Source organism: Arsukibacterium sp., assembly GCF_033722355.1.
Taxonomy (GTDB): Bacteria; Pseudomonadota; Gammaproteobacteria; order Enterobacterales; family Alteromonadaceae; genus Alishewanella.
The window spans coordinates 1-12,194 of the sequence record NZ_JAWVZF010000080.1; the positions used below are offsets into that span (position 1 = coordinate 1).

The following is a 12,194-nucleotide window of genomic DNA, read 5'->3' on the forward strand; positions in this document are numbered from 1 at the left end:
ATAACCGTGAGGCTCGTAGTATTGAGTAAGCGGTGATCGAAAATATCCTTAATATCAGCCAGGGCAGGAATGTCCTGGCTTTTTAATTGCGACTAAAGTGGGGGCTGGCACTTCGGCACGCCCTGCTTTACAGTAGTGTTATCTGTTAACGTTCAGGCAACCCATTTATGGCTAACGCCCCGTTAAACTGGCAGCAACTACTTAACTCGGGTAACCGTATTTTTATTGGCTCGCACGCCGCCGTACCCACCGCCTTAATTGATGATTTGATTAATCACGCCAGCAGCCTGCATGATATTGAGATTGTTCAGCTGGTTACGCTGGCCGACAATAAATGGGCCGAGCCGCAGTACCAGCATTTATTTAAAGTGAATACCTTTTTTATTGGTGGCGAAAAAATCCGCCAGGCTGTGGCTGAAGGCCGGGCAGACTATACCCCCTGTTTTATGACTGACATACCCGCTTTATTTACCGATGGGGTACTGCCGTTAGACGCTGCACTGATAATGGTAAGTCCGGCTGATGAGCATGGCTATCATTCTCTGGGGGTTTCGGTTGATGTCGTTGCAGCAGCAGCTAAGGCAGCCAGAAAAGTGATTGCTCAGGTCAACCCGCAAATGCCGATTACCTATGGCCAATCGTTTATCCACCGCGACGAAATTGACACGCTATATTATGCAGACCAACCCTTGCCCGAAGCACAGATGCCACAGCTTGATGCCAGAACGGAGCGGATTGGCCAGTATGTATCGTTGCTGGTTGAAGATGGCGCCACTATCCAGTTAGGGGTCGGGCGCATTTGCGCGGCGGTTACCCGTTATCTGAGTAACCACAAAGATTTGGGTCTGCACAGTGAAATGATCACCGACGGCGTGCTGGAGCTGATTAAAAAAGGGGTGATTAATAACCGCCGTAAAACCTTTCACCCGGGCAAAAGTGTGGTCAGTTTTTGTATTGGCAGTAAGGCATTGTACCAGTTTGTTGATCAAAACCCGCATATTGGCTTTTATCCCAGCGAGTATGTCAACTCACCGGCCAATATTGCCCGCAATGATAAGATGGTGGCCATTAACAGTGCGATTGAAGTCGACCTGACCGGTCAGGTGGTATCAGATTCAATTGGCCACCATTTTTACAGTGGGATTGGGGGTCAGGTTGATTTCAGCCGCGGCGCGTCAATGAGTCAAGGTGGCAAGCCGGTTATCGCCCTGCCCTCTACTGCCAAAAATGGTACGGTTTCGAGGATTGTGCCTCATATCCGGCAAGGTGCGGGTGTGGTCACCAGTCGCGGTCATGTCCATTATGTGGTCACTGAATTTGGTGTCGCCTCGCTGCGCGGTAAAAGCGTGCGCGAACGGGCACTGGAACTTATCAGAGTGGCTCACCCGAAGTTTCGCAGCCAGCTGCTGGCCGAAGTCCGTAAATTCTACTGGGTACCGCATTATCAGTTGCAAACGCCGGTCGAGGTCGCCGAACTTGGCGCTGTTGGCTTTAAAGAATTACAGATAGACAGCGAAAGCTTTGATTTGCGGCCGCTTAATCCGTCTGACGAGCGTCGGTTACAGGAGTTTTTTTACTCCCATACCAAAGAAACGCTGCAGATGCGCTATAACACAATACCGACCCAGATGAGCCGGGAAAAATCCTGTACCCTGGTCAGCGTCGATCAGACGAAAGATTTAGCCTTATGCATCGTTAAACAGAAAGGCTCAGTCGTTGAAATTCAGGCTGTTGGCCGCTATTACCTGATTACAGCTAATAACAGCTGCGAAGTGGCATTCGTCACCCGGGAAAAGCATCACGGAAAAGGCATGGCTAAACGGCTGCTGCAGGAAATGATTAATATTGCCAGCAGCCGTCAACTAAACAAAATGACGGCCTATGTCCGGGCCGAAAACAAACCGATGCTCAGTGTTTTTACCAAAGCCGGCTTTAAACGCAAAAATTATGACGACCCGAGCGAAGTTTTTCTGGAACTTGATTTAACCACCTTACCGGCAAAAGGAGCCTGCTGATGGCTATTACTGTGTTTAGTCATGCGATGTGCCGCCAGCACAGTGCCGGCGATGATCATCCGGAATGCCCAGCCCGGCTGGATGCGATAAACGATCAGTTAATCCGTTCCGGGCTCGATTATATTCTGCAGCAAAAAGATGCTACACCGGCGAGTAAAGCTGATCTGTGTCGTGCTCATAGCACACTGTATGTCAATGAGATCTATGCCAAAGCACCTACAGAGGGCCATATCTGGCTGGACCCGGATACGCAAATGATGAGTAAAACGCTGCAGGCGGCATTGTATGCGGCCGGCAGCGGTATTAATGCCGTCGATGAAGTGATGCAAGCGAGCGATATGCAGGCATTTTGTGCTATCCGCCCGCCCGGCCACCACGCCACTCACAATCAGGCAATGGGTTTTTGTTTTTTTAATAATATCGCCATAGCAGCCGAATATGCGCTGGCCAAGTATCAGCTAAAACGGGTAGCGATTGTTGATTTTGACGTGCATCACGGCAACGGCACGGAAGATATTTTTAAACACGAGTCACGGGTGCTTTTTTGCTCCTCATTTGAATATCCGCTCTATCCAAACACCGGTGCCGATACCGTGTCAGATCATATCATTAACCTGCCGTTACCCGGCGGCTGCAAAGCCAGCCAGTGGCGCTCTGCGGTCAGCAGCGAGTGGCTGCCAGCGCTTAATGCCTTTGCGCCGGAGCTTATTCTGGTCTCCGCTGGTTTTGACGGCCATGCTGAAGATGAGATGGCACATTTTATGTTACGCGAAGATGACTATCACTGGCTGGCAACTGAGCTTAAAACCCTGGCAAACCAGCACTGTCGGGGCCGAATTGTTGCAATGTTAGAAGGCGGATATGCCCTAAGTGCGCTGGGTCGCAGTGTGGTTGCCTTTTTAAAGGGGCTGATGTAAATACTAAACGGCCAGTTGCTTTTATTGATGCAGAACAAAGTAAGCCACTGCAAGGCAGCCAAGTTGGTTTTTTTATTGATCCAGGCCAATATGCGGTTTTAGCCAGAGCGCACAATGACCACAGAACCTAAACTGTGGAGCTTAATATGAAAACCGCTTTACCCGCTATTCCGCTCGTCTGTGTGTTAGCCGCCGCCCCTGCTGCTGCTGACTTTGCTGTTAATATCGGCGCCATCAATGTGTCGCCCGATGACAGCAGTTCCAGTTTAAATGTGATCGAGCAGGTTGCCGGCCTGCCAAACGGTTCTACAATGTTGGCCGTTGCTGACAACAACCAGCTTGGCCTGACATTCGATTACCGGTTTCAACCAAACTGGGCAGTGCAGTTGATTGCGGCCACCCCGTTCAGCCATGACATTCGCGTTAAAGGCTCGGCTATTGACGGCCTGAAAGTCGGTAAAACCAAGCAACTGCCACCGACACTGCTGGCGCAGTATCACTTTATGCCTGAACACGAGACCTTTGACCCCTTTATTGGCATCGGCCTGAACTACACCATTTTCTTTGATGAGCAGATTGATAACCAGTTAAAAGACGCACTGGAAGCACTGAGTGTTACCGCTGCCACAGACAGCGTGACGCTAAAGACAAAAAACTCAGTGGGCTTAGCGGTACAAGCCGGGGTGAACATTAAAGTTACTGACAACCTGGGGCTGCATCTGATGCTCAGTAAAATGGATATCGATACCACTGGCCGGGTTCAGGTAAATGGCGCAACAGTGCAAAGCGTCAATATCAATGTCGACCCTATTGTGGCAATGGTTGGCCTACGCTGGACATTATAAATCGTTATGTCAGCCTGATTGCACATAAAAGACAAAAAACCCTGCCAGCGCAGGGTTTTTTTATTAACGCCAAAGCGATTTTATCCCAGCCAGACCCGCGCGTTACGGAACATCCGCATCCACGGGCTGTCTTCCTGCCAGTCATCCGGATGCCAGGAGTTAGCAACGGTGCGGAACACCCGCTCAGGGTGCGGCATCATAATACTGACCCGGCCATCTGTGGAAGTAAGGGCGGTAATACCTGCTGGCGAGCCATTGGGGTTAGCCGGATACTGCTCAGTAACCTTACCAAAGTTATCAACAAACCGCATTGCCACAATGCCACTATGGTTGGCCTTAACCAGGGCCTCATTGCTGACAAATTCTGCATGGCCTTCACCGTGCGATACAGCAATTGGCATCCGTGAGCCAGCCATGCCACTGAAGAACAGTGACGGACTTTGCTGAATTTCAACCAGGCTGAAACGCGCTTCAAACCGCTCTGATTTATTGCGGACAAAATGGGGCCATAATTCGGTGCCCGGGATCAGAGTTTTCAGATTAGACATCATCTGACAACCATTACAGACCCCAAGTGAGAGGGTGGTCGGCCGTTCAAAAAATGCCGCAAACTGCGCCCGGGCAATGTCATTAAATAATATTGATTTTGCCCAGCCCTCACCGGCCCCCAGCACGTCACCATAGGAAAAACCACCACAGGCGGCTAAACCATTAAAATCGCTTAGTTTTACCCGGCCAGCCAGAATGTCACTCATATGCACATCAACGGCGCTGAAACCTGCCCGGTTAAAGGCTGCAGCCATCTCCAGGTGGGAGTTGACGCCCTGCTCGCGCAGAATTGCCACTTTCGGTGCAACGCCTTTTACAATGTAAGGTGCTGCGATATCGTCATTTTGATCAAAGCAGAGTTTAACATTCAGCCCCGGATCGGTGGCATCGGCTTTGCTGGTAAACTCCTGCAAAGCACCGGCCGGGTTATCGCGCAGTGCCTGCATCTGATACGTTGTTTCGGCCCAGATACAGCGCAGGCGGATGCGGCTGTCACTGAATATTTCCTCATCACCGCGGCTGAACGTCAGCGTATCGCTGACTGTTACTGCACCCAGTATATGACTGCAGCCAGCCAGATTATGCTCTGCCAGTACCTGCTGCACATATTCAAGTTCGCTGTCAGCAACCTGAATAACCGCGCCGGGTTCTTCGCTGAACAGGACCGCTAAATCGTCATCCCCCAGCCGGCTGATATCAGCATTGAAGCCCGCTTTACCGGCAAAAGCCATCTCGGCCAGCGTCACAAACAAACCGCCATCAGACCGGTCATGGTATGCCAGCAGTTTCTGCTCACGCAGCAGTTGCTGTACCGCAGCAAAGAAATTAAGTAATAATTCCGGGCTGTCCAGATCGGCCGGGGTATCACCCAGTTGCTTATACACCTGAGTTAAACAGGAAGCGCCCAGCCGGTTTGCGCCCTGGCCTAAATCAATCAGCAACAAACTGCTGGTGCCTTTGTCGGTGCGAAGCTGCGGGGTAACCGTTTTACGAATATCTTCTACCCGGCCAAAAGCCGTGATAACCAGTGACATTGGCGAAGTAACCGCCTGCTCGCTGCCATTGTGCTGCCATTTAGTCTTCATCGACATCGAGTCTTTCCCTACCGGGATGGTGACCTTAAGCGCCGGACATAACTCTTCGCCAATGGCTTTTACCGCAGCATATAAACCAGCATCTTCCCCCGGATGACCGGCAGCTGACATCCAGTTGGCCGATAATTTAATTCGTTTTAAATCGCCGATGTCACTACAGGCTATATTAGTAATAGCTTCAGCAACCGCCAGTCGCGCAGACGCAGCAAAGTCAAGCAACGCTACCGGAGTACGTTCACCCATCGCCATCGCTTCACCATGGTAGCTATCATAGCTGGCAGCAGTGACACCACAGTTGGCCACCGGCACCTGCCAGGGGCCGACCATTTGATCGCGCGCTACCAGACCGGTTACGGTCCGATCGCCAATGGTGACCAGAAAGGTTTTCTCGGCAATCGCCGGCAGTCGCAACAAGCGCTCGGCCGCGTCGGCAACAGTAATTCCGTCACGGTTCAGCGGCGTACCAACTGCGTTGGCACTTTGTACATCACGATGCATTTTCGGCGCCTTACCCAGCAATACGCTTAGTGGTAAATCGATCGGGGTATTACCAAAATGCTTATCGGTTAAGGTCAAATGCTGCTCGCTGGTGGCTTCCCCCACCACCGCATAAGGCGCGCGCTCGCGCTGACAGATCTGCTCAAATACCGCCATTTTCTCCGGCGGAATGGCCATCACGTAGCGTTCCTGCGATTCATTACACCAGATTTGCAGCGGCGACATGCCCGGTTCATCGTTGGGTACATTGCGTAATTCAAACTTGCCGCCGACGCCGCCATCGTTTACCAGCTCAGGAAAGGCATTGGATAAGCCGCCGGCACCAACATCATGAATAAAGCAAATCGGGTTATCACTACCCAGCTGCCAGCAGCGATCAATCACTTCCTGACAACGCCGCTCAATCTCCGGGTTCTCCCGCTGTACTGAGGCAAAATCAAGATCTTCGGCTGACTGACCAGAAGCCATTGATGACGCCGCACCGCCGCCCAGACCAATGTTCATGGCCGGACCACCTAATACCACCAGTTTGGCACCAGGGGGTAACTCACCTTTTTGCACATGATCAGTGCGGATATTGCCAAGGCCACCGGCAATCATAATGGGTTTATGATAACCGCGAATTTCCTCACCGTTGTGGCTGGCAACTTTTTCTTCATAAGTACGGAAATAGCCGTTGATCGCCGGCCGGCCGAATTCATTGTTAAACGCCGCACCGCCCAGCGGGCCTTCCAACATAATATCCAGTGCACTGACAATCCGTTCCGGTTTGCCGAAGTCAGTTTCCCAGGGCTGCTCAAATCCCGGGATCCGTAGATTGGATACCGAAAACCCGACCAGGCCTGCTTTGGGTTTTGACCCGACACCGGTAGCACCTTCGTCACGGATTTCGCCACCAGAACCGGTAGCCGCGCCCGGATAAGGTGAAATCGCCGTTGGGTGGTTATGGGTTTCCACCTTCATCAGGATATGAATATCTTCATGGTGGTAGTGATACTCGCCAGTGCCCGGCACCGGGAAAAAACGGCCGGCGACAGAGCCGGTCATCACCGCTGCGTTATCTTTATACGCCGACAATACATAGTCAGGGGTCTGTTCATAGGTGTTTTTAATCATCTTAAACAGTGATTTAGGCTGCGCAACGCCGTCAATCGTCCAGTCAGCATTAAAAATTTTATGCCGACAGTGCTCAGAATTCGCCTGAGCAAACATATATAATTCGATGTCGTTCGGGTTGCGGCCAAGCTTTTGAAAATTAGCCACCAGATAATCGATTTCATCGTCGGCCAATGCCAGGCCCATCGTTGTGTTGGCTTCGGATAGTGCCTGCCGGCCACCATTAATAATATCAACCGAGCTTAGTTCAGCAGGAGCGGCATGCTGAAATAGTGCTTCAGCCTGATTTAATTCGCTAAACACCACTTCCATCATCCGGTCGTGCAGTAAGCTACTGACACTCGTCACTTCGCTGGCAGTTAACACACGGCTGCTTTCAATATAGTAAGCCATACCGCGTTCTAATCGCTTAATGTTGCTCAAACCACAATTATGAGCAATATCAGTGGCTTTAGATGACCAGGGCGAAATAGTACCCGGGCGCGGCGTCACCAGTAACAGCTGCCCTACCGGCTCATGACTGGTTATTGCCGGGCCATATGTCAGCAGTTTATCCAGGGTGCTGTGCTCATCACTGCTCAGTGCAGTGCTGTTATCAGCAAAGTGGATATACTCGGCATAAATGCTGTTTACCGGCAAGGCGCGCTCTGCGCACTGGTCAAGTAACTTGGCGATTCGGAATTCGGACAGTGCAGGTGCACCACGCAGGATCAACATAGGCTAGGTTTCCGTTGGTTGAACGTCGATGGAAGCTGATTTAAGCGCGCTATTATAAAGAAAATTGCCGGCAAGTGGTATGTGAAAAAACTGACTGGCCTGCTTAAGTTTGATATAAATGACAGCAGTGGAGTAAATTTCAGGTGTTAGATGCAAGTTAAGGTGCTTTTAGGGCTGGCCATTTGCCTGCTTAGCGCTTGTACGCCGCTGGCAGAGCAAAATTCCCAGCTTGCCACTATTCATCATCGCAACAGTCTGCGGGTTGGCCTGCTGCATGGCCCCACCAGTTATTTTATCGGGGTTGATGGCCCCGCTGGCTTTGAATACGAGCTGGCACAGACCCTGGCACACCGCTTAGATGTCGAACTGGAATTATTTCCAAGCTACCACCTGGATGAATTACTGCAAAAGCTTGATACCGGCCAGGTGGATTTTATTGCCGGTGGCCTGACATTGACGCCAGAGCGGCTTAACCGTTATCGCGCAGCACCAGCCTACCGCTGGATTAACGAATTATTGGTATTTCGCCAGGGTGATACCTGGCCCCGCTCGTTGGATGATATCAATGAACCCATAGTGGTTATTGAGGACAGCAGCCATGCCCAGACCCTCGACAGATTAAGTCAGGATTACCCAAACCTGCGCTGGCTGGCACAAAAGGATCTTGATGCTGACGACGTACTGCAGCTGGTTGTGGATGGTAAAATTCCTTACACACTGACCGACTCAAACCAACTGGCAATTAACCGGCGGTTTTATCCAAACTTAAGTATCGGTTTTACTGTCAGCGATAATCTACCCGTTGCCTGGCTGCTGGCCAAGAATAACGATGACTCACTGTTAAGCGTGCTCATCGAGTTTTTTGGCAACATCTATCAGACAGGTGAGTTAATCACTCTGGAAGATCGCTATTTTGGTCATGTCAGTCAGTTCGACTATGTCGACACCCTGCAATATATCGATGCCATTAACCAAATCCTGCCCGATTTCAGGTCGCTGTTTATTCAGTATGCCGGTGAGCTGGACTGGCGCTTGCTGGCGGCACTAGCCTATCAGGAGTCACATTGGGACCCTAAAGCACGAAGCCCGACCGGTGTAAGGGGTTTAATGATGCTAACCTTGCCTACCGCGCAGCAGATGGGGGTGAGTAGCAGGTTAGATCCAGAGCAAAGCATCAGGGGCGGCAGCCGCTATCTGCATCGTCTGGTAAGCCGTATCCCGGAAAGGATAGCCATGCCTGATCGGCTATGGTTTGCCCTGGCATCGTATAATGTTGGCTGGGGTCATGTCGAAGATGCCCGGATCCTGACTCAACAGCAAGGTGCTGATCCCGATAAATGGCTCGAGGTAAAACAGCGGTTGCCACTGCTGCGGCAAAAAAACGTGTATCAGCATACTCGTTATGGTTATGCCAGAGGCGATGAGGCGGTAACTTATGTTGAGAACATCCGCCGTTATTACGATACGCTGGTCTGGACTGATGAGAAACAACAAGCTGAGCTGCGGCTGGAGCAGCAACGGTTGCGCCTGACCGAACAATTGTCGCCTGAAAAAGCCACCACGAGCTCAGAGCTGCAATCACCGCAGGACAATAACCCCTGATATTGGGTGTTTTGGCAATGGCCCCCTTGTTGTCCAGCCAGGCTGGCTTTATAGTAACCGCATACCAGCATTGCAGTAGCAATGTCAGAAAATATTCAGGTAATGTATGCTTAAACGAAAGAAACCGGCTTTAAAACGTCGCAAACTCAGTACCTTTGCCATCAGTTCAAGTCGGCGCCGGGTAAAACGTAATACCGATTTGCTGAAATTACATCGCAGACGGCGTAACTATCAGACAATTATGCAGGATCATCCCGGACTACCGGAACATCCTGACCAGAAGCAAGATTAGCATCTGCCTGCTTTGCGGCCTTTTTTTCCAGCCGCCGCCGTTGGAAAAAAGCCGACAACCCCGCGCTGCATTGTTCCGCCATTACGCCACCTGTTACCTCAAGCTGATGATTTAACTGCGGGTGTTGTACCAGGTTCATCACCGAACCGGCTGCCCCGGTTTTATAATCTCTGGCACCGAATACCAGCCTTGACAGCCTGCTATGCACCAGCATTCCCGCACACATGCTGCAAGGCTCCAGGGTGACATACAAAGTGCAATCTGTTAAGCGGTAGTTCTGTAACTGCTGTCCTGCCTGCCTGACCGCCAGCATTTCAGCATGAGCCGAAGGATCATGTAAGCTGATCATCTGATTATACCCCTCAGCAATCAGCTGGCCATCCTTTACAATGACTGCACCAACTGGTACCTCTCCCGCCTGTTCTGCTATTGAAGCCAGTTCCAGTGCTCTGGCCATCCACTGTTGATCGGTCATAAATGCTTACAATTTTCTGAACACCAGAACCAAGTTTACCACTACTATCTGGCGATATTGACTAATCTTTTGATTTCCTCGCTAAGGCCAGAGCGATTAAAAAACACAAAGCATTGATTAATAAAGAAATTACAGTAATGGCATTAGCCTTGCTTTTTATAAGATACTAATAAAAAAGGGAGAATATCATGGGACCATTTGAAATTGCGGCTATCGCCATCGTTGGTGGTTTTGTTTATGCCGGTTACGAAGTTTATATGAAAAATAAAGGCAATACCGGCCAGGCCGAGCTGGATGCACTGCAATCTGAATTACAGCGACTGAAAGAACGGGTAAGCACGTTGGAGAGCATCGTTACCGACAAAGCTTATCAGCTCAAAGATCAAATCAACAAGCTGTAATCCAGACATCACTGCTAATAAAAGCTGTCAGTTCATTGGCAGCTTTTTTTATTGCCACCAGAAAATAATTATTACACTACTTATTAGTTAAAATAACCACTACAGATGGCACCCGGCTGCAGGCAACCACATGAATTAATTTCAAATGCATGTTTAATAAGAAATTTTAAATATGGCATGGCTCTTGATACTTTTTGGTTAAAGGTCAAAAAGGAAAAAACTGATGAACAAAACTATTGTTATTATTCTTGCTGTGATACTGGGTATATACTGTCTGCCAACTATTCTGGCTATCATTGGTTCAGTATTTGGTATTCTGCTTGGTTTGGTTGCCACAGTACTTGCCCTCGGTATTACCGCAGTCGTAACCCTGGCCCCGTTGCTATTATTTGTCTGGCTGGTCTGGTGGCTGGTGCGGGATAATCGTAAACAACGGCAGTATTAACGGCCCTGAACCACTAACCTCAATGAACACATGCCCAGCCAGAAAAGATCCCGGCTGGGCATTTTAACATTACTCAGCTACTTATTTAGTTTTCGCAGGCGCAACATATCACGTATCACTTCATAGCCAGGGAACAGGGCAATAATAACTAATCCCAGCCGGATGCTATCTTGCAACTTTTGCGGACTGAAATAATGGATCCAGCGCTGTGTATCAAGCTGCAGCAAAGGGCCGGCTGCAGTAAGCAGCAGCAACAGACAAACAATAGCCCCATTGACTACAATATTTAGCTGCAACAATGGTTTTGTCCACAGCCGGCGCTGTAACTGCCATAAACTGCTCAGCACCCCAACTACGATAACCGGACTAAACCACATCAGCATTTGCAGTGATTGCTCAGTAAACACTGAATTGACTGAGTTGTCGCCGGCAAACCATTGCTGCCAAAGCGGCAACCAGACTATCAGTAACAGAAAAGCATAGGTGGCCAGATCACTGAAGATATTGCTTAAGCTGATATGTTGCCAGCTGGCACCGACAGGTGGCAAATCTTCTGGCTGCCACTGATGAGTTGTTTTGCACTGAAGTGGTTGGGTATTTTCCGGCATTAGCGCAAACCCCAGGGTAATCGCTGTAAAACCAAATACAGCATCCTCAATAAAACCCGATGCCAGCCCAATAACAAACCGTATCAAGCCAAAATCGCCTCCCATTAACCAGGCTTTTGTCATAAAGACCACCTGTAGCACCAACAATACTCCCAGCACCATCAACATCGTATGTTTATAAAGTGGCATAAGGCGGGCCGGAATAAGCGGTTGAACCGGACAAAACTGACGGGCAACGTGCTGTGGATGCCCCATAGTTTTCAGCATGTTCGCAACCTGTTGCTCTGTCAGCTCAGATCCCTGTTGTTCGGCCAGCGCATCAAACTGATCCATAATATTGGCCTGCAACTCCCGACCAATTTCCTGGCGTTTTTGTTCCGGTAATTCGCGTTGAACTGCAGCGATGTAACGTTTCACTAATTCCATTAGTCTTGCTCCTCTGTCTGATTCGCTGATGGCATTTTTTCTCGATGCAACAGCGGCGCCAGCGCGTTATTTAAATGGGTCCATTCGCCGGTGAGTTGCGTCAGTAATTCAGCTCCCAGCTCAGATATCTGGTAGTAGCGCCGATCCCGGCCTTCACCCTGTTGCCACTCGCTGGCAAGTAAGCCCTGCTCTGC

10 protein-coding genes are annotated in these 12,194 nt (G+C 50.0%); 6 read left to right on the forward strand and 4 right to left on the reverse strand.

Annotated features, from left to right (window positions below; genetic code table 11):
• Positions 1-167 precede the first annotated feature (167 nt).
• From R3177_RS08875 to R3177_RS08885, 3 genes are all read left to right on the forward strand, one after another.
• Entirely contained in the window at positions 168-2,015 is a 1,848-nt protein-coding gene (locus R3177_RS08875; protein WP_318970677.1) for a GNAT family N-acetyltransferase, read from the forward strand.
• Positions 2,015-2,932, forward strand: coding sequence for a histone deacetylase family protein (locus R3177_RS08880; protein ID WP_318970678.1), 918 nt, complete (start codon positions 2,015-2,017; stop codon positions 2,930-2,932). The genes R3177_RS08875 and R3177_RS08880 overlap by 1 nt, the downstream gene beginning before the upstream one ends.
• Before the next feature lie 146 nt (positions 2,933-3,078).
• Positions 3,079-3,777, forward strand: a complete 699-nt coding sequence (locus R3177_RS08885; protein ID WP_318970679.1) for an OmpW/AlkL family protein — start codon at positions 3,079-3,081, stop codon at positions 3,775-3,777.
• A gap of 80 nt (positions 3,778-3,857) precedes the next feature.
• On the opposite strand, the gene purL is transcribed toward R3177_RS08885, so the two are convergent.
• Positions 3,858-7,751 (reverse strand): phosphoribosylformylglycinamidine synthase, encoded by a 3,894-nt coding sequence (gene purL, locus R3177_RS08890; protein WP_318970680.1) that lies wholly within the window; start codon positions 7,749-7,751, stop codon positions 3,858-3,860.
• A gap of 150 nt (positions 7,752-7,901) precedes the next feature.
• Here purL and mltF point away from each other — a divergent pair, with 150 nt between their 5' ends.
• Positions 7,902-9,353, forward strand: a complete 1,452-nt coding sequence (mltF, locus tag R3177_RS08895; protein WP_318970681.1) for a membrane-bound lytic murein transglycosylase MltF — start codon at positions 7,902-7,904, stop codon at positions 9,351-9,353.
• A gap of 239 nt (positions 9,354-9,592) precedes the next feature.
• On the opposite strand, the gene tadA is transcribed toward mltF, so the two are convergent.
• A complete protein-coding gene (tadA, locus tag R3177_RS08900) occupies positions 9,593-10,120 on the reverse strand; it encodes a tRNA adenosine(34) deaminase TadA (protein WP_318970682.1) in 528 nt (175 codons plus the stop codon).
• 188 nt (positions 10,121-10,308) lie between these two features.
• On the opposite strand from tadA, the gene R3177_RS08905 reads away from it, so the two are divergent.
• Both R3177_RS08905 and R3177_RS08910 read left to right on the forward strand, forming a co-directional pair.
• The gene (locus tag R3177_RS08905) at positions 10,309-10,521 is read left to right on the forward strand and encodes a hypothetical protein (RefSeq protein WP_318970683.1); all 213 of its coding nucleotides are present in this window, start codon (positions 10,309-10,311) and stop codon (positions 10,519-10,521) included.
• Between the two features lie 223 nt (positions 10,522-10,744).
• Entirely contained in the window at positions 10,745-10,966 is a 222-nt protein-coding gene (locus tag R3177_RS08910; RefSeq protein WP_318970684.1) for a hypothetical protein, read from the forward strand.
• 77 nt (positions 10,967-11,043) lie between these two features.
• On the opposite strand, the gene R3177_RS08915 is transcribed toward R3177_RS08910, so the two are convergent.
• On the reverse strand, positions 11,044-12,000 hold the full coding sequence (locus R3177_RS08915) for a hypothetical protein (RefSeq protein WP_318970685.1): 957 nt from the start codon (positions 11,998-12,000) through the stop codon (positions 11,044-11,046).
• The coding region (locus R3177_RS08920; RefSeq protein ID WP_318970686.1) for a PadR family transcriptional regulator at positions 12,000-12,194 on the reverse strand (195 nt) is incomplete at its 5' end. The genes R3177_RS08920 and R3177_RS08915, both read right to left, overlap by 1 nt.

Coding starts and splice junctions, on each gene's coding strand:
- purL (WP_318970680.1), bottom strand. CDS start 7,751: ATGTTGATCCTGCGTGGTGCACCTGCACTGTCCGAATTCCGAATCGCC.
- R3177_RS08880 (WP_318970678.1), top strand. CDS start 2,015: ATGGCTATTACTGTGTTTAGTCATGCGATGTGCCGCCAGCACAGTGCC.
- R3177_RS08905 (WP_318970683.1), top strand. CDS start 10,309: ATGGGACCATTTGAAATTGCGGCTATCGCCATCGTTGGTGGTTTTGTT.
- R3177_RS08875 (WP_318970677.1), top strand. CDS start 168: ATGGCTAACGCCCCGTTAAACTGGCAGCAACTACTTAACTCGGGTAAC.
- R3177_RS08915 (WP_318970685.1), bottom strand. CDS start 12,000: ATGGAATTAGTGAAACGTTACATCGCTGCAGTTCAACGCGAATTACCG.
- tadA (WP_318970682.1), bottom strand. CDS start 10,120: ATGACCGATCAACAGTGGATGGCCAGAGCACTGGAACTGGCTTCAATA.
- R3177_RS08885 (WP_318970679.1), top strand. CDS start 3,079: ATGAAAACCGCTTTACCCGCTATTCCGCTCGTCTGTGTGTTAGCCGCC.
- R3177_RS08910 (WP_318970684.1), top strand. CDS start 10,745: ATGAACAAAACTATTGTTATTATTCTTGCTGTGATACTGGGTATATAC.
- mltF (WP_318970681.1), top strand. CDS start 7,902: ATGCAAGTTAAGGTGCTTTTAGGGCTGGCCATTTGCCTGCTTAGCGCT.